The sequence below is a fragment of the Micromonospora sp. SD19 genome, assembly GCF_054462275.1.
This window is the reverse complement of the sequence record NZ_JBTLMN010000004.1, coordinates 447,213-467,812: the sequence shown is the minus strand read 5'-3', so window position 1 is coordinate 467,812 and position 20,600 is coordinate 447,213. Positions and strand designations below refer to the sequence as shown.

Annotated in this window: 25 protein-coding genes; 11 read left to right on the top strand and 14 right to left on the bottom strand. The window is 72.5% G+C overall.

What is annotated here, in order from left to right; genetic code table 11:
* Positions 1-107 precede the first annotated feature (107 nt).
* On the top strand, positions 108-686 hold the full coding sequence (locus ACX27O_RS17795; protein ID WP_030336665.1) for a TetR/AcrR family transcriptional regulator: 579 nt from the start codon (positions 108-110) through the stop codon (positions 684-686).
* A 66-nt stretch (positions 687-752) separates the two neighbouring features.
* Here ACX27O_RS17795 and ACX27O_RS17790 read toward each other — a convergent pair whose 3' ends face one another.
* Complete coding sequence (locus ACX27O_RS17790) at positions 753-1,262, bottom strand: GNAT family N-acetyltransferase (RefSeq protein WP_210858363.1); 510 nt, start codon at positions 1,260-1,262, stop codon at positions 753-755.
* Positions 1,259-1,480, bottom strand: a complete 222-nt coding sequence (locus ACX27O_RS17785; RefSeq protein WP_210858367.1) for a biotin/lipoyl-binding carrier protein — start codon at positions 1,478-1,480, stop codon at positions 1,259-1,261. Before ACX27O_RS17785 ends, ACX27O_RS17790 begins: the two co-directional genes overlap by 4 nt.
* Positions 1,481-1,701: 221 nt before the next feature.
* Between ACX27O_RS17785 and ACX27O_RS17780 the strand changes: the two genes are divergently transcribed.
* Positions 1,702-1,776 carry a 50S ribosomal protein bL37 gene (locus tag ACX27O_RS17780; RefSeq protein WP_369814844.1) on the top strand — a complete coding sequence of 25 codons (75 nt, stop codon included), beginning with the start codon at positions 1,702-1,704 and terminating at the stop codon, positions 1,774-1,776.
* Positions 1,777-1,888: 112 nt separating this feature from the next.
* Here ACX27O_RS17780 and rsrA read toward each other — a convergent pair whose 3' ends face one another.
* The 5 genes from rsrA to ACX27O_RS17755 form a co-directional block, all read right to left on the bottom strand.
* The gene (gene rsrA / locus ACX27O_RS17775) at positions 1,889-2,176 is read right to left on the bottom strand and encodes a mycothiol system anti-sigma-R factor (protein WP_030336658.1); all 288 of its coding nucleotides are present in this window, start codon (positions 2,174-2,176) and stop codon (positions 1,889-1,891) included.
* A 1-nt stretch (position 2,177) separates the two neighbouring features.
* Entirely contained in the window at positions 2,178-3,005 is an 828-nt protein-coding gene (locus ACX27O_RS17770; RefSeq protein ID WP_030336656.1) for a sigma-70 family RNA polymerase sigma factor, read from the bottom strand.
* A gap of 235 nt (positions 3,006-3,240) precedes the next feature.
* Positions 3,241-3,858 (bottom strand): alpha/beta hydrolase family protein, encoded by a 618-nt coding sequence (locus ACX27O_RS17765; RefSeq protein ID WP_030336654.1) that lies wholly within the window; start codon positions 3,856-3,858, stop codon positions 3,241-3,243.
* A 51-nt stretch (positions 3,859-3,909) separates the two neighbouring features.
* Entirely contained in the window at positions 3,910-4,302 is a 393-nt protein-coding gene (locus ACX27O_RS17760) for a WhiB family transcriptional regulator (protein WP_030336652.1), read from the bottom strand.
* Between the two features lie 196 nt (positions 4,303-4,498).
* Positions 4,499-5,209, bottom strand: coding sequence for an SOS response-associated peptidase (locus ACX27O_RS17755; RefSeq protein WP_030336651.1), 711 nt, complete (start codon positions 5,207-5,209; stop codon positions 4,499-4,501).
* A gap of 103 nt (positions 5,210-5,312) precedes the next feature.
* Here ACX27O_RS17755 and aroA point away from each other — a divergent pair, with 103 nt between their 5' ends.
* Genes aroA through ACX27O_RS17735 form a run of 4 tightly spaced genes read left to right on the top strand, consistent with a single transcriptional unit; the run spans position 5,313 to position 9,505 of the window.
* Positions 5,313-6,614 (top strand): 3-phosphoshikimate 1-carboxyvinyltransferase, encoded by a 1,302-nt coding sequence (gene aroA / locus ACX27O_RS17750; RefSeq protein ID WP_030336649.1) that lies wholly within the window; start codon positions 5,313-5,315, stop codon positions 6,612-6,614.
* Complete coding sequence (rsgA, locus tag ACX27O_RS17745; RefSeq protein WP_458939744.1) at positions 6,584-7,744, top strand: ribosome small subunit-dependent GTPase A; 1,161 nt, start codon at positions 6,584-6,586, stop codon at positions 7,742-7,744. Before aroA ends, rsgA begins: the two co-directional genes overlap by 31 nt.
* 28 nt (positions 7,745-7,772) lie before the next feature.
* On the top strand, positions 7,773-8,591 hold the full coding sequence (gene hisN / locus ACX27O_RS17740) for a histidinol-phosphatase (RefSeq protein WP_030336645.1): 819 nt from the start codon (positions 7,773-7,775) through the stop codon (positions 8,589-8,591).
* A gap of 59 nt (positions 8,592-8,650) precedes the next feature.
* Positions 8,651-9,505, top strand: coding sequence for a hypothetical protein (locus tag ACX27O_RS17735; RefSeq protein ID WP_030336643.1), 855 nt, complete (start codon positions 8,651-8,653; stop codon positions 9,503-9,505).
* A 66-nt stretch (positions 9,506-9,571) separates the two neighbouring features.
* Here the strand turns inward: ACX27O_RS17735 and ACX27O_RS17730 are convergent, their stop codons facing one another.
* The gene (locus tag ACX27O_RS17730) at positions 9,572-10,771 is read right to left on the bottom strand and encodes a glycosyltransferase (RefSeq protein ID WP_030336641.1); all 1,200 of its coding nucleotides are present in this window, start codon (positions 10,769-10,771) and stop codon (positions 9,572-9,574) included.
* Positions 10,772-10,995: 224 nt separating this feature from the next.
* Between ACX27O_RS17730 and ACX27O_RS17725 the strand changes: the two genes are divergently transcribed.
* The 3 genes from ACX27O_RS17725 (at position 10,996) to ACX27O_RS17715 (ending at position 13,524) form a co-directional block, all read left to right on the top strand.
* Entirely contained in the window at positions 10,996-11,994 is a 999-nt protein-coding gene (locus ACX27O_RS17725) for an SDR family oxidoreductase (RefSeq protein ID WP_036412353.1), read from the top strand.
* Positions 11,994-12,815: an ATP-binding protein gene (locus ACX27O_RS17720; RefSeq protein WP_210863754.1), complete on the top strand. Its 822-nt coding sequence runs from the start codon at positions 11,994-11,996 to the stop codon at positions 12,813-12,815. The genes ACX27O_RS17725 and ACX27O_RS17720 overlap by 1 nt, the downstream gene beginning before the upstream one ends.
* A 136-nt stretch (positions 12,816-12,951) precedes the next feature.
* On the top strand, positions 12,952-13,524 hold the full coding sequence (locus ACX27O_RS17715; protein WP_030336635.1) for a DUF5709 domain-containing protein: 573 nt from the start codon (positions 12,952-12,954) through the stop codon (positions 13,522-13,524).
* A 27-nt stretch (positions 13,525-13,551) separates the two neighbouring features.
* On the opposite strand, the gene ACX27O_RS17710 is transcribed toward ACX27O_RS17715, so the two are convergent.
* Together ACX27O_RS17710 and macS are read right to left on the bottom strand one after the other, a co-directional pair.
* The gene (locus tag ACX27O_RS17710; RefSeq protein ID WP_030336633.1) at positions 13,552-14,199 is read right to left on the bottom strand and encodes a response regulator; all 648 of its coding nucleotides are present in this window, start codon (positions 14,197-14,199) and stop codon (positions 13,552-13,554) included.
* A gap of 14 nt (positions 14,200-14,213) precedes the next feature.
* Positions 14,214-15,347 carry a MacS family sensor histidine kinase gene (gene macS / locus ACX27O_RS17705; protein ID WP_030336632.1) on the bottom strand — a complete coding sequence of 378 codons (1,134 nt, stop codon included), beginning with the start codon at positions 15,345-15,347 and terminating at the stop codon, positions 14,214-14,216.
* Positions 15,348-15,466: 119 nt separating this feature from the next.
* On the opposite strand from macS, the gene ACX27O_RS17700 reads away from it, so the two are divergent.
* The gene (locus tag ACX27O_RS17700; RefSeq protein ID WP_210859980.1) at positions 15,467-15,922 is read left to right on the top strand and encodes an ATP-binding protein; all 456 of its coding nucleotides are present in this window, start codon (positions 15,467-15,469) and stop codon (positions 15,920-15,922) included.
* 135 nt (positions 15,923-16,057) lie between these two features.
* On the opposite strand, the gene ACX27O_RS17695 is transcribed toward ACX27O_RS17700, so the two are convergent.
* Complete coding sequence (locus ACX27O_RS17695) at positions 16,058-16,996, bottom strand: ribose-phosphate diphosphokinase (RefSeq protein WP_030336628.1); 939 nt, start codon at positions 16,994-16,996, stop codon at positions 16,058-16,060.
* Between the two features lie 101 nt (positions 16,997-17,097).
* On the opposite strand from ACX27O_RS17695, the gene glpK reads away from it, so the two are divergent.
* A complete protein-coding gene (glpK, locus tag ACX27O_RS17690; protein WP_210866763.1) occupies positions 17,098-18,582 on the top strand; it encodes a glycerol kinase GlpK in 1,485 nt (494 codons plus the stop codon).
* Positions 18,583-18,584: 2 nt separating this feature from the next.
* Here the strand turns inward: glpK and ACX27O_RS17685 are convergent, their stop codons facing one another.
* The 3 genes from ACX27O_RS17685 to ACX27O_RS17675 all read right to left on the bottom strand — a co-directional run bounded on the left by ACX27O_RS17685 (position 18,585) and on the right by ACX27O_RS17675 (position 20,486).
* A complete protein-coding gene (locus tag ACX27O_RS17685) occupies positions 18,585-18,749 on the bottom strand; it encodes a DUF397 domain-containing protein (RefSeq protein WP_307857923.1) in 165 nt (54 codons plus the stop codon).
* 26 nt (positions 18,750-18,775) lie between these two features.
* Complete coding sequence (locus ACX27O_RS17680; RefSeq protein WP_210859989.1) at positions 18,776-19,558, bottom strand: helix-turn-helix domain-containing protein; 783 nt, start codon at positions 19,556-19,558, stop codon at positions 18,776-18,778.
* 94 nt (positions 19,559-19,652) lie between these two features.
* Positions 19,653-20,486, bottom strand: coding sequence for a phosphoribosylaminoimidazolesuccinocarboxamide synthase (locus ACX27O_RS17675; protein WP_030336621.1), 834 nt, complete (start codon positions 20,484-20,486; stop codon positions 19,653-19,655).
* Positions 20,487-20,600: the final 114 nt, after the last annotated feature.

The window sequence follows — 20,600 nt, the reverse complement described above, 5'->3', positions numbered from 1 at the left end:
AAGCTCCCCCCGAGGATTGCCGTACTTACTTGCCGCCCGGCTAGTCACCTTACTAGCCGCACGGTAAGTTGGGTACGAGCAACGGTCAAGCCATTTGGAGGGCGTGCGTGAGCGAGAGCACAGGCGGCGGAACGCGGGAACGGATCAAGGCCGTCGCGCTCGAACTCTTCACCGAGCAGGGGTACGAGAAGACCTCGCTCCGGGAGATCGCCGAGCGCCTCAACGTCACCAAAGCTGCGCTCTACTACCACTTCAAGAGCAAGGACGACATCGTCGCCAGCTTCGTCGAGGACCGCCTGGAGCGGATGGACGCGCTGACCGCCTGGGCCGCCACCCAGCCCGCCACCCTGGCCACCCGGCGGGAGCTGATCTCCCGATACGCCGACACGATGTTCGACGGCAGTCAGCCGTCGGTGATGCGCTTCTTCGAGCAGAACCAGACCGCGCTCAAGAGTCTCTCCTCCGGCCAGAAGATGCGCGGCCGGATGATGGAGCTGGCCGGGGCGCTCTGCCGGGGCGACGACTCCCCCGCCGCCCAACTGCGCGCCGTGCTGTCGCTGTTCGCGGTGCACACCAGCTGGTTCGCGGTCCGCGCCCCGCACATCAGCGACGACGAACGTCGCAAGCTCGCCCTGGACGTGGCCGACGAGCTGCTGGCCGCCATCGGTACAGAGCCCGACGCCTGACCCGGGCCCGCCCGGCGGCTCAGCACGGCCCGGCGGTGGGCGGTTCAGCGGGAACGGCCCGGCGGCTCAGCGGCGCGCCAGCTCCAGGCGCAGGCCGAGCAGGTCCACGCCCGGTGCCGGTGACCAGTCCTTCTCCGGCGAGCGGACGAACCCGCGCCGCGAGTAGAGCCGGTGCGCCGGATCGGCCATCCCGGCCCGGACGCAGATCACCACCGCCGTGCAACCCAACCCGGTAGCCCGGTCGACGCACGCCTCGACCAACACGGCACCGACGCCACGACCCTGCGCGCCCGGGTCGACGGCGAGCATCCGGAACTCCGCCTCGCCCGGCCCGGACAGCTCCGCGAACGGGGTGCCCGGCAGCACGAACGTGACCGAGCCGAGCACCGCGCCGGTCAGCTCGTCGACAGCGACCAGCACCTCGCCGCTGGCGGCCCGGGTCGCCACGTCGGCCAGCACCTCGCCGTACCCGTGCTCGCCCTTGAGCTGACCGTCCGCCTCGTACGCGGCAACGGTCAGCCGGGCCACCGCCGGAAAGTCGGCGGGCTCGGCCGGACGGACCAGTAAACCGGTCACGCAATCACCGCGATCAGGTCACCGTCCTGCACGACGTCGCCCTCGTGCACGGCGAGCTGCTGCAGCACACCGTCGGACTCGGCGACGACCGGGATCTCCATCTTCATCGACTCGAGGATCACCAGGGTGTCACCCTCGGCCACCGTGTCACCCGCCGCGGCGACGACCTTCCAGACGTTGGCCACCATCTCGGCGCGGATCTCCTCGGCCATGTTCAGGCCCTCCCTCTTCGCGACGTGCCTGCCGATGTATCCAATCATGCGTCGACCGGTGGTGGGCGCGCAGCGGCACAGCCGCGACGGCAGTCCCGCCCTGGGGGAGGCGGCGGGTGCCGACCGCACTACCATCAGCGGGTCGGACCCGACGCCGGACCGCCGGTGGCCGCATCCGCGCCGAGGTCGTGCGCAGGACGGATCCGACCCATCACGAGGAGGTCAGCATGGCGAAGAAGTCCCGGAAGAAGAAGGCTCGTAAGAAGAGCGCCGCGAACCACGGCAAGCGTCCCAACTCCTGAACGGGTCGACGGGCCCACTGCCCGTCGTCGCTCAGCCGGCCGAGGCCGGATACACCGGTGGCCCGGGTCGACATCGACCCGGGCCACCGGTCTTGCCAGCTCATGCCGACGCTCAGTCGGCCAGCTCACGGGAATCGCTGGTCTCGAAGACCACCAGCTCGGTGAGCTTGACCCGCAGCCGCTCACGCAGCTCGTCCGGCGCGGTCTCGTTGCCACAGCAACGCGCCACCAGCGCCCGCACCTCCTGCTCCAGCCCGTACTCGCGCAGGCAGGGCCCGCACTCGTCCAGGTGGTGCCGGATCAGCGAGCGGCGCTCGTCGGCGCACTCCAGATCCAGGTAGAGATACACCTCCGCGAGGACTTCGCGGCAGTCCGTCTCGTGCGGCTCCCCACAGCTCACGTCACACCTCCCGGCCGGCAGCGGCGGCGGTCGAACCCTTCGCCGAGCGGGCCGCACTGAAGCCCCGCTCCCCCGCGTAGCGCTCGAGCAGCTTGCGCAGATTACGACGGCCACGGTGCAGACGCGACATCACGGTGCCGATCGGCGTACCCATGATGTCCGCGACCTCCTTGTAGGAAAAGCCCTCGACATCGGTGAGGTAGACGGCCAGGCGGAACTCCTCCGGCAACTGCTGGAGGGCCTCCTTGACGTCACTGTCCGGCAGCCGGTCCAGTGCCTCCGTCTCGGCGGAGCGCAACCCGCTGGAGGTGTGCGACTCGGCCTCGGCGAGCTGCCAGTCGGTGATCTCCTCCGTGGGCGCCTGGATCGGCTGGCGCTGCCGCTTGCGGTAGGAGTTGATGTAGGTGTTGGTCAGGATCCGGTACAGCCAGGCCTTCAGGTTCGTGCCCTGCTCGAACTGGTGGAAGGCCGCGTACGCCTTCAGGTAGGTCTCCTGGACCAGGTCCTCGGCATCCGCCGGGTTGCGCGTCATTCGCAGCCCAGCAGCGTAGAGCTGATCGACGAATGGCATCGCGTCCCGCTCGAATCGGGCCCTGCGCTCGTCCGTCTTCTCGGTGGTCAACCGCACATCCCCTCGCGTCGGATGCTTTCCCGCCGAGGATACGCGCACAGACCTACCCACAGATTCACTTCCGGCTGGTGTGCCCGTGCTCACCGCACCCACCCCGCCCGGTCCCGCCGTGGCGGGCCACTGCGGGCCGTCCAGCAGCCGCTTCAACTGCCGGGCGTCCCGTTCATCCTGTTCCAGGCTTCGTGTCTCGGTTGGCACCGGTCACCCCCCTCGCAGAAAAGTCGTCCGGGGGTAGTAACGCGAGATGACCACTGGGGCATTCCGGCCGGCTCTCCCCGTTCCTGGTCCCGGCCCCGACGGCGGCCGGCGCTGGGACCAGGAAGGGCCTGGGAGGACTGGTGTCACCAGCCCGGATCGGGCCGGCGGCACCATCGGATGCAACGACCCGTGCCCGGCACCGGAAACGGTCGCCCCGGCGAGCCGACGCGACCGGTCAGCCGGCCGCCCAGCCCTGGGCGGACAGCCAGTCGCGCACGGCGGCGGCGGTACCGGCCGGATCCCGGCGCAGATCGTGCGTCTCACCGGGACGGCTCACCACCTGCACCGCCGGCCCCGGCTCCGGCGTCCCGAACGGGTCCCGGTCACCGTTGACGACAAGCGTCGGCAGGCCGGTGTCCAGCTCGGCGGCCCGTGAGCGTTCCGGCCGGCCGGGCGGGTGCAGCGGAAAGGCCAGGGCGACCACGCCCACCGCGCCCACCGCGCGGGCCGTCCGGCAGGCCACCCGCGCGCCACTGGAACGCCCACCGACCAGCACCGTCGGCACGTCGGCGTGCCGGTCACGCAGCACGCCGAGCACCGCCGCCCAGGCTTCGTCGAGGTGACCGGCCGGTGCCGGCGCCCGTCGACCGGCGACCCGGTACGGCTGGGTCACCCGGACCACCGCCAGCCCGGCAGCGACCGACGCGTCCCGGACCGCGAGCAGGTCAGGCGCGTCGACGCTGCCGCCCGCACCGTGCCCGAGGACGAGCAGGGCGGTGGCCGGTCGGGCCGGCAGGTCGGTGTCGATCCGCGCCGGACCGCGCGGGGTGTCGATGTCGTCGCTGGGTGGCACCGCCCCATTCTGCGCCGCCGCACCGCCGACGGGTGTGAACCCGGCCGCCGATCAGCTCAGCGGGACCAGGGCGAGCAGGCGATCGCGCACCGGCGGGCCGGCGTCGTCGATGGCGTCCGGGTCGGGGTCGACCTCACCGCGCCAGGCGACGAGCATCGCCCGTCGTTCCCGCGGCGTGGTGCCGCCCCAGACGCCGTGGCAGTCGCCGACGTCGAGGGCCCAGGCCAGGCAGGACCCCTGTACGTCACAACTGCGGCACAACGCGACGGCGGCGTCCGCCGGTTCGTTCGGTGCCGGAAAGAAGGTCTCCGGATCGACGCTCTGGCAGGTACCCCTGGTACGCCACGCGTCGTCCTGTCGCCGTTCCCGCACTGCCCGCAGCAGTCGCGGATCTCGCCGCGCCGCCGCCACCTCGTGCGGACGCGGCATACGTGCCCGTGTCATCCGCCCACCTCCCCCGTGGGACCGGCAAAATCGGTGGACGTCGTCCGCCCCGTGCGAATCGATGTCCACTACCGGCGCTGTGTTCTATCGCACTTCGCAACATCGGGACAAGTGTCTGCCGGGAACCTGACTGAACAGTCGGGAGACGAATCACGCGGAACCCTGGCAAATCGGCGGCCAACGATGCGCGACAGCGTCAGAAAAGGGTCAACTCCTGCGGCGTCACCGTTGGCGCCACCGGCACCCGGGCGGTCAGGTGCGGCCCGTCGTTGCGGACGTCTCCCACCGCCGCGCCCACCGGGCGGATCTCCAACCCCGCCAACTGCTCCGCTGACGCCGGGCTGAGCAGCCGCTCCGGCTCGTCCGTCGGGGCCAACCACGACGACCAACGCTCCGCTGGCAGCAGCACCGGCATCCGGTCGTGCACCTCGGTCAGGTCGCCGAGCGCCGCGGTCGTCAGCACGCTGAAGGTGAGCCGGGTCTCGGCGTCGGACTCCCAGACCGACCAGATGCCGGCCAGGGCGAGCACCGAACCGTCCCGGGGGGTCATGAAGTACGCCTGGCGGCCACCGTCGGGCAGCCGGACCCACTCGTACCAGCCGTCGGCGGGGACCAGACAGCGGCGACGGGCGAAGGAGCCCGCGTACGCCCGGCTGGTGGCCACCGTCTCCGCCCGCGCGTTGATCATGCGGGCCGCCGCCGAGGCGGACCGGGACCAGTGCGGCAACAGACCCCAGCGGCCGACACAGAGGCTGCGGTGCCCCTCCGGGCTGAGCCGGACCAGCGGCACCGGGTCGGTGGGCGCGACGTTGTGATCGGCGCGGACCAGGCCGTCGGAGTCGTCGGACGACTCGAACAGCGCGCTCAGCTCGCCGGAGCTCCGGGTCGTCGCGTACCTGCCGCACATGGGGCACACGCTAACGCGTCGGGGGCGCTGTCGGCTGTCCCGCCAACCGGGAGTACGAGCGCCGGGTGCCGCCGGACCCCCGACGACACGGCAGAATGTAACCGTGGGGAACCTGACAGCGACCCGGCCGCCGCAGCCGTGGACCGCACCGACCGCATCCGACCCGGTGGCAGCGACGTTGCGCCTGCCCGGTTCCAAATCGATGACGGCCCGCGCCCTGGTGCTCAGCGCGCTGGCTGCCGGCCCGTCGACGCTGGCCCGGCCGCTGCGCGCCCGGGACACCGAGTTGATGGCCGCCGGCCTGCGGGCGATGGGCGCGCACGTGTCGATCAGCGACGACGAGCGCTGGCTGGTCCGACCGCACCCCCTGGTCGGCCCCGCCCACGTCGACGTCGGGCTGGCCGGCACCGTGATGCGGTTCGTGCCACCGGTGGCGGGCCTGGCCGACGGGCAGGTCAGCTTCGACGGCGACCCGTACGTCCGCACCCGGCCGCTGGGCCCGCTGGTCGACGCGCTGCGCTCGCTGGGCGTCCGGATCGACGTCACCGGCACCGGCAGCCTGCCGCTGACCGTGCTCGGCACCGGCCGGGTCACCGGGGGCGAGGTGGTGATCGACGCGTCCGCCTCCAGCCAGCTCGTCTCCGGGCTGTTGCTGGCCGCCCCGCGCTTCGACCGGGGCGTCGTGGTGCGCCACGTCGGCCCGCCGGTGCCGTCCGCGCCGCACCTGCGGATGACGGTGCAGATGCTGCGGGCCGCCGGCGCGGCGGTCGACGACAGCACCCCCGATGTCTGGACCGTCGAGCCCGGCCCGCTCACCGGGCGCGGCTGGGACGTCGAGCCGGATCTCTCCGGCGCCGTGCCGTTCTTCGCCGCCGCCCTGGTCACCGGCGGTGAGGTGACCCTGCAGGGCTGGCCGCACAGCAGCGCCCAGCCGGTCGAGCAGCTCCGCTCGCTGCTGCAACGGATGGGCGGCGAGGTCAGCCTCTCCACCGACGGGCTGACCGTGCGCGGCACCGGCGTGGTGCACGGTCTGACCGCCGACCTGTCCGACGTCGGCGAGCTGACCCTCGTGCTGACCGCGCTGGCCCTGCTGGCCGACTCACCGTCGGTCTTCACCGGCGTCGGGCACATCCGGGGCCACGAGACCGACCGGCTCGCCGCGCTCACGCGGGAGTTCGGCGGGCTCGGCGCGGACATCACCGAGACCCCCGACGGGTTGGAGATCCGGCCCCGTCCGCTGCGCGGCGGGCTCTTCCGCACCTACCACGACCACCGGATGGCGCACGCCGCCGCGGTGGCCGGGCTCGCCGTTCCGGGCATCGAGGTGGACGACGTGGGGTGTACCTCCAAGACGATGCCCGAGTTCCCGGCACTATGGTCAGCGATGGTGACCGGCAAGAGCTGACGCGACGGAGGAAGGTCCTGGCGACCAAACGGCGGGAGTACGACGAGGACGACGTACGGGTCCGGCCCCGTAAGTCGTCACGCCCGCGTACGCGCACCCGCCCGCAGCACGCCGACGCGGTCGACGGGTTCGTCATCGCCGTCGACCGGGGGCGCTACACCTGCGTGCTGTCCGGGGCCGAGCGCGGCGTGGTCGGCGCCGAGCTGCCCACTGTCACCGCCATGCGGGCCCGCGAGCTGGGCCGCAAGTCGGTGGTGGTGGGTGACCGGGTCAGCCTGGTCGGCGACACGTCCGGCGCGGAGGGCGCACTCGCCCGCATCGTCCGGATCGCCGAGCGCCGCTCGGTGCTGCGGCGCACCGCCGACGACGACGAGACCACCGCCGAGGGTCGGCTGGAACGCGTGGTGGTGGCCAACGCCGACCAGTTGGTGATCGTGAGCGCGTTGGCCGACCCGCCGCCGCGTACCGGGTTCATCGACCGTTGCCTGGTGGCCGCGTACGACGCGGACGTGGAGCCGCTGCTCTGCCTCACCAAGGCCGACCTGGCCGGGCCGGAGGAGGTGCTGGGCTACTACACCGAGTTGGAGTTGCCGTACGTGCTCAACCGCCCCGACTCCGACCTCGACGCGCTCCGCGCGCTGTTGAGCGGCAAGGTGTCGGTGCTGGTCGGACACTCCGGGGTGGGCAAGTCGACGCTCGTCAACCGGCTCGTGCCGGACGCGCTGCGCGCGGTCGGCGTGGTCAGCGCGTTCGGCCGGGGCCGGCACACCTCGACCAGCGCGGTGGCGCTGCGGCTGCCACCGGTGCCCGGGGTCGACACGGACCCGGGTTGGATCATCGACACCCCCGGGATCCGCAGCTTCGGGTTGGCGCACGTTTCGGCCGACAGCCTGCTGCACGGCTTTCCGGACCTGGTCGAGGGCACCGTCGACTGCCCACCGAACTGCCCGCACACGGCCGACGAGGCCGAGTGTGGGCTGGACGCCTGGGTGGCCGCCGGTAAGGCGGACCCGCGCCGGCTGGCCTCGTACCGCCGGTTGCTCGCCTCCCGCGCCGGCGAGGGTGACTCGCGCGGCGACAGTGACCAGCGCGGGCCGGGCGAGGGTGACCGGCGCGGGCCCGACGAGTGACCCGACGGGCGTGGGCTAGGTTGCCGGGATGACCGGGTACGCCGACGACCTCGCCCTCGCCCACCTGCTCGCCGATCGGGCCGACGCCATCGCCACGGCCCGGTTCCGCGCGCTCGACCTGCGCGTCGAGGCGAAGCCCGACCTGACGCCGGTCTCCGACGCGGACACCGCTGTGGAGCGGGAGATCCGCGCCCTGCTGACCGAGCACCGGCCGGCCGACGGGCTGCTCGGTGAGGAGTACGGCGCACAGCCGTCCGCCGACGCGAACGGCCGCCGGTGGATCATCGACCCGATCGACGGCACCAAGAACTTCGTCCGGGGCGTGCCGATCTGGGCCACCCTGATCGCGCTCTACGACGGCGACCGGCCGGCGGTCGGTGTGGTGTCCGCACCGGCGCTCGGACGACGCTGGTGGGCCAGCGCGGGCGCGGGCGCGTACGCCGGGCCGGGCCCCACGGCTGGCGAGCGGATCGGTGTGTCAGCGGTGCGTGGGGTCGCGGACGCCAGCTTCTGCTACTCATCGTTGGACGGGTGGGAGCAGGCCGGCCGGCTCGACGCGGTGCTCGACCTGATGCGGGACAGCTGGCGCAGCCGGGCGTACGGCGACTTCTACGGCTACATGCTGTTGGCCGAGGGGGCACTGGATGTGATGGCCGAGCCGGAGCTGTCGCTGTGGGACGTGGCGGCGCTGGTGCCGATCATCACGGAGGCGGGTGGCACGGTCACTGATCTGTCCGGTCGACCGGCCCCGGCGGGCGCCCCGGGCACCGACAGCAGCGTGGTGGCCACCAACGGTGTGCTGCACGCCGACATCCTCACCCGCCTCGATCGACCAGCCGCGCGCTGACCCCCGGCAACCTCTATCCTCGCCAGGTGGTCTCCTCCGGCTGGTGCTTCCTCGCGGCGATGATCGTCGCGTACGGCTTCGCCAACCTGCTCCAGTCGGTGGCGGCGGCCCGCACCACTGTCCACCACACCTTCGATCCGGGTCTGCTGCTGCGCCTCGCCGGGCATCGGACGTACCTGGTCGGCCTGGGCTGCCAGATCGGCGGCTTCGTGCTCGCCTTCCTGGCCCGACGGGACCTGCCGCTGTTCCTCGTGCAGGCCAGCGTGGCCGCCGGGCTCGGGGTGACCGCCATCCTCGGGGTGCTGGTGTTGAAGTGGCGGCTGCCGGCGGCGGAGGTGGTGCTGCTGGCGTTGCTCTTCGCGGGGATCACCGCGCTGGTGCTGTCCGCCCGGCCGGCACCGTCGAAGCAGCTCGGCACCGCCGGTTCGATAGCCCTGCTGGTGGCGCTCGGGGTGATCGCGGTGCTCGGTGTCTTCGCCGTACGGCTGCACGGGGCACCGGGTTCGGTGGCCCTCGGCTCCCTGGCCGGGCTGGCGTTCAGCTCGGCAGCTGTCGCCGCCCGGCCTCTGGCGTCCGCGCCGTCCGCCGAGGCGTTCCTCGTCAACCCGTTGTTCTACCTGCTGATCGTCCACTCGATCGTCGGTCAGCTGCTGCTCGGTCTGGCCATGCAGCGTGGCTCGACGACCGCCGCTGTCGCCGCGATGGACGCCGCCGGGGCGGTGCCGGCCGCGATCGTCGGCCTGCTGCTGCTCAACGACAAGATCTGGCCGGGGCGGGAGTGGCTGGCCGCGGCCGGCTTCCTGGTCACCCTGGCCGCGGTGATCGGCCTGACCCGGTACGCCGAACCGCAGCAGCACCGTTCGGTGGCTCCCCGGCGGGACCCCGCCATGGTGGGTGCCGGCCGGACCGGCTGACCGGCCGCCGCTGGCCCGGCCGGGCGGGCCGACACCGCGCCCGCGGGTGTCGCGGCACCGCCCCGCTCAGGCCTCGACCGGCTTGCGCCGGCTCACCACCCGCTCGTAGAGACGCTCCAACGCACCGGCGGTCCGCTCCCAGGTGTAGCTGCTGCGCACCCGGTCCACCGCGGCGTGTCCGTACGCGAACCGGCCGGCGTTGTCGGCGAGCAGCCGACGCAGCGACACGCCGAGCGCGCGTACGTCACCGGGAGGCACCAGGCGGCCGGTGACCTCGTCGACGACGGCGTCCGCCAGGCCGCCCATCGCGTAGCCGATCACCGGCACCCCGCAGGCCATCGCCTCCAGCGAGACCCGCCCGGCCGAGGAGTAGTGCGGCGTGCAGGCGACCACGTCCGCCGACCGGTACCAGGTGGCCATCTGGTCGTGCGGCACCGCCCCGACGAGCCGCACCTGGTCGACGACGCCGATCTGTTCGGCCAGCTCGCGCAGCCGGCGCGCCTCCGCGTGGTTGGCCAACTGGTCGGCCGGCGGCCCACCGGCGATCACCAACTCGGCGTCGCCGACCAGCCGCATCGCCCGGATCAGGTCCTCCTGGCCGTGCCCGGCGGCGAGCGAGCCCACCGAGAGGATGCGGGGCCGCTGTTCGCGCGGCGCGGCCTCGCCGTCGGGATGGAACAGGTCGATGTCGACGCCGGCCGGCACCAACGCGACCGAGCTGCGTTGCAGACCCATCCGGGTCAGCTCGTCGACCTCGTCGTTGGACTGGGCCACGGCGATGTCGACGGCCCGGGTCAGCGCGCGTTCCAGCGTGATCCGCTGCCCCGGCCCGTCGTAGTGACCGCCCAGGTGACGCAGCTGCTCGACGCCGAGCGAGTGGAACGTCTGCACCACCGGGATGTCGGTCTCCCGAACGGCGTGTGCGGCGGCCAGGCCGCCGACCCAGTAGTGCCCGTGCACCACCTCGGGCCGCCAGGCACCGGACCACTCGTCGGCCAGCCAACGGCCGACCTCCGTCACGTACGGGATCAGCTCGGCGGTGGGTAGTGCGGTGGGCGGGCCGGCCGGCACGTGGTGCACCTGGTAGCCGTCGACGTTCATCGTCGCCGGCAGCGCCGGGTCGTCCCGGCGGACGTAGAGCCGGACGTCATGGCCCCGCTCGGTCAGTTCCGCGGCGACCCTGGCGATGTGCTGTCGAGTGCCGACCGGTGGGCCGTCGGCGTGGCGGTATGAGCTGGCGTGCGCGCAGACGAGGCCGACGCGCATGGGTCACCTCCCTGCGATCTTTCCTCGGCGGTGGTCCTCCCGGTCAGAGCGTCCCATTAACCCCGCGACGCTGAGTCGAAACCTGGCAGATCAGGAAGAGTCCGCCCGACTGCCACCGACACTTGCGCCACAGCAAGCACAGGTGACACCCGACCGCACGATTCGATGGTGATCGACAACCTGTCGCTGGTGTGACCAGGTCCGGCCGGGGGTACCGCTCAGGAATGCCGCTGACCCGCAGTCTCGACGATTCGACCGTGGTGATCACCGGCGCGTCCAGCGGGATCGGCACGGCGACCGCCTACGCACTGGCCCGCCGGGGTGCCGCCGTCGTGCTGGCCGCCCGCAGTGAGCCGGCCCTGCGACAGGTCGCGCAGCGCTGCCGGGAGCTGGGCGGTCAGGCGCTCGTCGTACCGACCGACGTGACCGAGTTGGAGTCGGTGCGGCGGCTGGCCGAACAGGCGGTGGCCGAGTTCGGTCGGATCGACGCCTGGGTGAACAACGCCGCGGTCAGCGCGGTGGGTCTGTTCGACGAGATCCCGGTCGCCGAGTTCCGCCGGGTGCTGGAGGTCAACCTGCTCGGGGCGGTGCACGGCATCAAGGCGGCCCTGCCCTACCTCGGCGCCGCCGGTGGCGGTGTGCTGGTCAACAACGCCTCGGTGCTGGCCGAGGTGGCCATGCCGTACCAGTCTGCGTACAACGCCACCAAGCACGGCATCCGGGGGTTGGCCGACACCGTCCGTCAGGAGCTGCGGGTCACCGGCCGGGGGCACATCTCCGTCTGCACCGTGCTGCCGGCCACCATCGACACCCCGTTCTTCCGGCACACCGGCAATCACAGCGGCCGGGAGCTGGTGCCGCCGCCTCCGATCTACCCGCCGGAGGTGGTCGCCGAGACCATCGTCCGGCTGCTGCGCCGGCCGCGCCGCGAGGCGTACGCCGGTGGCGCGGCCCGGTTGATCGGCCTGCAGTGGCGGCTGGCGCCCGCGCTGGTGGAGCGCACCCTCGGCTGGTACGCGCACCGAACCCAGTTCGGGCCGGGCGCCCGCGTGGACAGCAGCGGCAACGTGTTCCACGCCGACGCTCAGGCGCGCCAGGACGGCGGCTGGCACGGTCGACGCCGGCAATTGGTGCGGATGACCGCCGCGTTCGGTCTGGCCGCCGCCGGCACCGCCGTCGGCACCCTGGCGGCCATCAACCGCCGCTCCCGGTCGGACCGCTGATGGCGGACGTCGAGCGTCAGAATGCGCCGACCGTCACCGGCGCGCACAATGGGGCGATCATGGCGAGCTGTCTCGTGGAAGTCGACGAGTCGTCGGCGGTGGTCCGGTTGACCGGTGTGCTCGACGCCGCCGGAGCCGAGGCGGTACGCGGCGCCCTGCTCACCCGCCTCGCGGACCGCCCCGGCCCGGTGGTGGCGGACGTGACCGGTCTGCGGTTCGTCGAGCCGGCCGGTCGGGGCATCTTCGCCGACATTCGCCGGGAGGTCGCCGACTGGCCCGCCGCGGATCTGCTGCTGTGTGACCCGACGGCCGCCGGGCCCGCCCAACCGGACTCCGCAGCCGCCGGGCCCGCCCACTCGGACTCGGCGCTCGACGGCGTGCCGGCCTGGCCGACGCTCGACGGCGCGCTGGCCGCCATCGCGACGACACCACTGGCGGCGGTGCTCACCGCCGAACTCGCCCCGACGGTGGGAGCCGCCCGGCAGGCCCGCGATCTGGTCAACACCGGTTGCGAGCGCTGGGGCATGCCGACGCTCGCCGATCCGGCGTGCATCGCCATCACCGAGATGGTCAACAACGTGGTGGCCCATGCCCAGACCCCGATGACGGTTCGGCTGGCACCCCAGGAGACCACCCTGCACCTGGCGGTTCGTGACCACTCCCCGCGCCGGCCGACGTTCGCCGGGATCTCCCCGCCGTCCCGGGCCGGCGGCCGGGGCCTGCTGCTGATCGACACGGTGACCCGTCGCTGGGGCAGCAGCGCCGTAGGGGACGGCAAGGTCGTCTGGTGTGTGCTGCACCCGGACGACGAGGCCCTCTGACCAAGCTGATCGCGGCGTACCTCGCCGGCCGGTACGCGCTGCCGGCCCCGGGCTTTCGCCGTCGACGCCCGGTTCGGTGCCGTTTCGCCGAAGGGTCACCCGGTTACGGCGGGAGGGCAGCGGGTAGTGATCAGACATGCGCGACAACGAGTACCCGACCCCCGTGTCCGACACCGAGGCGCAAGGGCTGCCCGACACCGCCGATGACGACTCGACCGCCAACGACGACGTCTTCACCGGGCGCGAGGCGGACGGCCCCGACCCGGCCCAGCTGCCCGGCGACCGGACGCCGGTGGCGGTGGACCGGTTCGGAACGACAGCTGAGGAGCAGCTCGACGGTGAGTCGTTGGACTACAAGCTCGACCGTGAGGTCTACGAACGCCCGGCGGACGATCCGCTGGCCGGCACGATCGACCCGAAGATCGCCTTCGAGGCGGACAATCTGGAAGCCGCGGCGGAGGCCCAGCTGGACGCCGACGTGATGGATCCCGGGCCCACCTCGGACCCGAACTCGCCGGTCTCGCTGTACGACCACGGTCAGCTCGGCACGGTGGCCGACGCCACTGTGGGCCGGCTGGTGGAACCGGACGAGGGGTCGCACACCGACCAGGAGACCGACTCGGTGGCGTACGACGCCGGATCGGCCGGCGGCGGGGCGACCGCCGAGGAGTTGGCCATCCACGAGACGGAGCCACCGCGCTCGGTCTGACGTCCGCTCGATCTGACGTCCGTCCGCTCAGTCGTCCAGGCCGCGTTCGATGGCGTACCGGGTCAGCTCGACCCGGTTGTGCAGTTGCAGCTTGCCCAGGGTGTTCTGCACGTGGTTCTGCACGGTGCGGTGCGACAGGCCGAGCCGCTGGGCGATCTGCTTGTACGACATCCCCTTCGCCACCAGCCGCAGCACCTCCGTCTCCCGTTCGGTGAGCTGGGGCGTCGCGGGTTCGGCAGCGCCGGCGCTCCCCCGCCCCGGTCCGGCGGCCAACCGGCGGTACTCGCCGAGCACCAGTCCGGCCAGGCCGGGGGTGAACACCGCCTCGCCGGCCGCGGTGCGGTGGACCGCCTCCAGGAACTCGGCGGGCGCTGTCGACTTCACCAGGTAACCGGTGGCACCGGCCTTGACCGCGTCCAGCACGCTCTGCTGCTCGCCGCTGGCGCTGAGCATCAGCACCCGTACGGCGGGCAGCGCCGTGCGCAACCCCAGGATCACCTCGACGCCGGAGATGTCCGGCAGTTGCAGGTCGAGGACGACGACGTCGGGCCGGGCGGCGGCGGCCACCCGAACGGCCTGTCGCCCCTCCCCGCTGGTCGCCACCACCAGGAAGCCGGCCTCGGTCAGGTCGCGGGCCACCCCCTCCCGCCACATCGGATGGTCGTCCACCACCATGACCCGGATCTGGTTCACCGCGCCGACCTCGGCACGCTCAGCTCGATCTCGGTGCCCGCCTCGGGTGCGGACACGATCCGCACCGTCCCGCCCAGGTCGGTCACCCGGCCCCGGATCGACTGGGTCACCCCGAGCCGCCCCTGGGCGGCCGCCTCGGCCAGCCGGCCGTCCGGGATGCCCGGCCCCTCGTCACGGATCGACACGGTCACCGTCTCCCCCTCGTCCTCGATCAGCACCCAGGCCCGCCCACCGGCGTGCCGTCCCACGTTGTCCAGTGCCGCACCGGTCGCCGCCGCCAACTCGCCGGCCACCTGTCGGGGCAGCGGCACCGGCGTGGCCGGGGCGGAGAGCGCCACCGTCGCCGAGGCGTACCGGCCGAGCAGGGTCCGCAGGTCCACCGCCTCGCCCCCCTCCGGGAGGTTCGCGGCGGTCGGGCTGGCACCGGTGATCAGCGTGCGCAGTGCGGCCTCCTGCTCACCGGCCAGCCGGGCCAGCTCGCCGGCCTCCCCGGGCAGGTCGGCGCCGCGCCGCTGGACCAGCGCCAGCACCTGCAGAACCGAGTCGTGAATGCCCCGGGCCAGCCGTTCCCGCTCCCGCGTGGCGGCCTCCAGCTCCACGGCGCGTTGCAGCCGCTCCTCGGCGCTCGCCGCCAGCCGGGCCACGTGCCCGACCACCACTCCGGCGAGCAGCATCAGGATCACCCCGGTGAACGAGGACTGACCGATCCGCTCCCGGGTGGCCAGGTCCGCTCCGGCGACGATCAGCGCGGCGACAGTGCCCCGCCGCCGGCCGCCGGAGACGGCCCAGGCCAGCACCGGGCCGGCCATCCAGGCCACCCCGAGGGTGGGTACGCCGTGGGTGAGCGCCGTCCGACCGACCACCCACGGGGTGGCCAGCACGATGGCCACCACCACCGCGAGGTCGGCCAGCAGCAGCGGCCAGCGCCGCCAGGACGGTCGGGCGTACCCGACAGCGGTCGCCCCGGTCCAGGTGATCATCAGCAGGATCAGGGCGCCGACGGCGTACGGGTGGGCGTACCGGTCTGCGTCGCGCACCGCGAGCGCGCAGACGTACGCCAGGGAGGCCAGCCTGAACACGGTGAGGGCACGCCACAGCGGCACCTCGAATCCACCCGGCGGCGACGGCATGGCGGTCAGGATGCCACAACGGTTCGGCCGCCCGGCGATCAGCGAGTGCGGTTCGGGAAACCCTGACGTACGGTGGAAAAGCCGCGAAATACTCCGAGATGCGCCGCCGGGACGGGCCCATGACGAACGCAGATCCGCACGCACCGCGTACGGTTGTGCCCATCGAACCTGCCCTCCTGATCGCCGACGCCTTTGACCAGGCTCAGGTGACCGAGATTCGACACTCGGTCGCCTCCTGCGCGCATGCCTCGGGCCTGCGGGGCCAGCGGCTGGACGACTTCGTGCTCGCGATCAACGAGCTGATCACGAATGCGGTGCGCCACGGCGGCGGGCGCGGCTGGCTGCGCCTCTGGCAGGAGTCGGGTGTGCTGGTCTGCGAGATCGCCGACCACGGGCGCGGGATCAGCCCGCAGCGACTGGGCGACCGCAGTCGGCCGGCCCCGGACACCGCCGGCGGCTGGGGGCTCTGGCTGGCCCGCGAGTTGACCGACGCGATGGAGGTGTCCACCGGCACCGCCGGCACCACAGTCCGCATCACCACCGGCCTACCCACCCAAAATCCCACCCCGCACTAACCCCACCCCACCCCGCCCCACCCCACCCGCACGCGATCTTGCACTTGCTGTCGCGGCGAATCACCCGAAACCACTCATCCCGGCGACACAAACCGCAAGATCGCGGGGAAGAGCAGGGCGGGGAGACGGGGTGGGTCAGGCGAAGAGGGCGGAGACGGATTCTCCGTTGTGGATTCGGCGCGTCGCCTCGGCCAGGGCGGGGGCCACCGACAGGACCCGCAACTTGGGGACCCGCTTGGCGTCCGGGATGGGCACCGTGTTGGTGCAGACGATCTCCAGGACGCCGTCCTGGTCGCTGAGCCGTTGCAACGCGTCGCCGGAGAAGAGGCCGTGCGTGCAGGCGAGCCGGATCGACCGAACCTTCAGGCCGCGCAGATGCTCCATCAACTCGACCACCGTGCTGCCCTTGGCGATCTCGTCGTCCAGCACGATGACGTCCCGGTCGGTCACGTCACCGATCACCGCGCTGATCTTGACCAGGTCGTCGCTGAACCGCTGCTTCGCCCCGGCCGCCACCGGTGTGCCGAGCAGCCGGGCGAAGGCCGCGGCCTCCTTGGCGTTGCCCAGGTCGGGTGAGACCACCACGGTGTTGCTGAGGTCGTAGCGCCGGAAGTGGGTGGCCAGCTCCCGCAGCGCGTGCAGATGATCCACCGGGACGCTGAAGAAGCCGTGCACCTGCGGCGAGTGCAGGGTCATCGCGAGCACCCGGTCCGCCCCGGCCGAGGTGAGCAGGTCGGCGACGAGCCGGGCGCCGATCGAGATCCGCGGCGCGTCCTTCTTGTCCGAGCGGGCGTACGCGTAGTGCGGCAGCACCACGGTGATCCGACCGGCGGAGGCGCCCCGAGCCGCGTCGATCATCAGCAGCAGCTCGACCAGGTGCTCCTGCACCGGCGGCACCAGCGGCTGGATCAGAAAGACGTCCCGCTCCCGGCAGTTGGCCTGCAACTGGACTTCCAGGCAGTCGTTGGCGAACCGGGAGACCCGCACCGGGTGCAGCGGCACTCCCAGGTGAGCGCAGATCTCGGCAGCCAGGTCGGGATGGGCGGTTCCACTGAAAACTGCGATGTCGCGCACGTTCGCACATCGTAGGGGACGCGGACGGCAGCCGACGGCGGTGGGCCGGAACCCACAGCGACGCCTGTCGCGCCACTCCGCCGTCCGGGTACGGTGCTGCGGTGACCCCCCAGTACGTCGCCGCCATCGACCAGGGCACCACCTCCTCGCGGTGCATCGTCTTCGACCGGGCCGGGGACATCGTCGCCGTGGCCCAGCGCGAGCACCGGCAGGTCTTCCCCCGACCGGGTTGGGTGGAGCACGACGCCGAGGAGATCTGGGACAACGTCCAGCAGGTGGTCGCCGAGGCGCTGCGGGCCGCCGGCACCGACGCGTCCGGGTTGGCCGCCGTCGGCATCACCAACCAGCGGGAGACCACTGTCGTCTGGGACCGGGCCACCGGCCGCCCGGTGGCCAACGCCATCGTCTGGCAGGACACCCGGACCGGGCCGCTGCTGCGCGAGCTCGCTTCGGCGTACGGCGAGGAGCGGTTCCGGACCCGCACCGGCCTGCCGCTGGCCACCTACTTCGCCGGGCCGAAGCTGCGCTGGCTGCTCGACGAGGTCGACGGCCTGCGCGAGCGCGCCGAGCGCGGCGAGGTGCTCTTCGGCACCATGGACAGCTGGCTGATCTGGAAGCTGACCGGCGCGCACGTCACCGACGTGACGAACGCCAGCCGGACCATGCTGATGGACCTCACGACGCTCGACTGGGACCCGGAGCTGCTGGACGCCATGGGCGTGCCGGCGGCGATGCTCCCGGAGATCCGCTCCTCCGCCGAGGTGTACGGCTCGGCGACCGGCGTGCTCGGCGGGGTGCCGGTGGCCAGTGCGCTCGGCGACCAGCAGGCCGCCCTGTTCGGGCAGACCTGCTTCCAGCCGGGCGAGGCGAAGTGCACCTACGGCACCGGCAGTTTCCTGCTGCTCAACACCGGTGCCAGCCCGGTTCCGTCGACCCACGGCCTGCTCACCACCGTCGCCTACCGGATCAAGAACCAACCACCGGCGTACGCCCTGGAAGGTGCCATCGCGGTCACCGGCTCACTGGTGCAGTGGCTGCGGGACAACCTGGGGTTGATCTCCTCGGCGGCCGAGGTGGAGGAGCTGGCCCGCACCGTCGACGACAACGGCGGCTGTTACGTGGTGCCGGCGTTCTCCGGGCTGTTCGCCCCGCACTGGCGCAGCGACGCCCGCGGGGTGATCGCCGGCCTGACCGGCTACATCACCAAGGGGCACCTGGCGCGGGCGGTGCTGGAGGCGTCGGCGTGGCAGACCCGCGAGGTGGTCGACGCGATGAACGCCGACTCGGATGTGGCGCTGCGCCGCCTGAGGGTGGACGGCGGCATGACCGCCAACGGCCTGCTCATGCAGTTCCTGGCGGACGTGCTCGACGTGCCTGTCGTCCGTTCCCGGATCACCGAGACCACCTGCCTGGGTGCGGCGTACGCGGCCGGGTTGGCGGTCGGTTTCTGGCCGGATCTGGCCACCCTGCGGGCGCAGTGGCGTTCCGACGCGCAGTGGGAGCCGGCGATGGCCCCGGAGCTGCGCGATCAGGAGCTGCGCCAGTGGCGCAAGGCCGTGCGGCGCACTCTGGACTGGGTGGACTGACCTCAGCGGCCGGCGCGGACCCGCGCCACGAACGCGCGCCAGGCCGCCGGCGCGAAGGTGAGAACGGCACCGGCGCGGTCGGTGGAGTCGCGGACCAACACCTGACCCGGCAGGTTGTCGGCCACCTCCACGCAGGTGTCGCCGCCGTTACCGCTCCGGGTCGACACGCGCCACCGAGGGGTGGGGGCGGAGTTCACAGCTCGTTCACCAGCTTTCCGATCAGCTCGACGGACACGCCCGCCGGCAGGGCCTCGCCCAGCAGCGTGTCCCACATCGTCCTGATGGTAGCCACGGTGTCGGGCCGGTCGACGATCTGACCGAAGACCCCGTCGACGTAGGCCACCTCGTCGCCGTCAGTCAGGTTGGCCAGCACGAAGCCGCCGGCCAGCCCGGGGTGCGCGCCCACCCCGGCGGGGATCACGTAGAGCCGCACGTGGGGCAGGGTGGCCAACTCGACCAGCCGTTCCAACTGGGCGAGCTGAACGTCCCGATCGCCGACCACGCGGCGCAGCGCGGTCTCGTCGACGATCGCGGTGAACCGCTTCGGGGCCGGGCCGGTCAGCAGCTCCTGGCGGGCCAGCCGGCCGGCGACCAGCTGGGCGACCTGCTCCGGGGTGTGGGTGCCCTGGGCGCTGAGCACCGCGTGCGCGTACGCCTCGGTCTGGAGCAGGCCCGGCACGAGCGACGGTTGAACGGTGCGGAGGGCGACCGCCTCGGCCTCGATCGCCCGCCACGGCGCGAACCAGGCCGGCGACTCCTGCCGGGCCGCCACCGCCAGCAGCTCGGCCAGCAGCCCGCCGGTGTTCAGCGCCGCGTCCGCCGCCTCGGCGAACTGGGGGGTGGGCCGGCGCCGCCCGGTCTCGATAGCCGCGATGGTGGACGGGCTCCACCTGATCAGCTCCGCCAGGGCCTCCTGCGAGACACCCGCACCGGCCCGGGCCGCCTTGAGCGCCCTGATCCACATGTCGCCGTTCATCCGACCGCCCCAGACTCCACGAAGAGTGACGGGTCCATCCTCGACGGTGATGACGGTCAGGTCCAGCAGGTACGGGGAAAGCGCGGTATCCCGGTCAGTCCCAGCGGTTACCGGTGAGCTTCTCGTAGACATCGACGTAGCGGGCCCGGGTCGCCTCGACCACCTCGGCCGGCACGTCCGGGGCGGGGGGCTGCTTGTCCCAGCCGCTGCCGGTGGCCCAGTCCCGCACGTACTGCTTGTCGTAGGAGAACTGCACCCGCCCCGGCTGGTACGACTCGGCCGGCCAGAACCGCGACGAGTCGGAGGTGAGCAGCTCGTCGGCGAGGACCAGCGTGCCGTCCGGCGCCCAGCCCAGCTCGATCTTGGTGTCGGCGATCAGGATGCCCCGGTCGGCGGCCAGTTCGGCACCGCGCCGGTAGATGTCGAGGGTGATCTGCCGCAGTCGCTCGGCGGTCGCCGCGCCCACCTTGTCCACCACGTCGTCGTACGTGATCGGCTCGTCGTGCTCGCCCGCCGGCGCCTTGCTCGACGGCGTGAAGATCGGCTCAGGCAGGATCGACGCCTCGCCGAGCCCTCGCGGCAGCGGTACGCCGGAGACCGCGCCGGTGCGCTCGTACTCCCGCAGGCCGCCACCGGTCAGGTAACCGCGGGCGACGCACTCGACCGGGACCATGTCCAGCCGCTGGCAGCGGATGGCCCGCCCGGCGAACTCGGCGGGCACGTCGGTGGCCGAGATGACGTGGTTCGGCACCAGGTCGGCGAGCTGCTCGAACCACCAGAGCGAGAGCGCGGTGAGCAGGCGACCCTTGTCCGGAATCGGCGTCGGCAGCGCCACGTCGTAGATCGAGATGCGATCCGAGGCCACCAGGATCAGGTCGTCGCCGTCGGCGTAGACGTCCCGGACCTTGCCCGAGTGCAGAAGTTCCACGCGCCCTAGTACACCACGCGACAGCGGAAGGCCCAGATTCGACCACCCGGCCGAGGGTGACCGGACGGACGTTGACACCTTCGTGCGCTGCCTGCGTGAATGGTCCGACCGCCA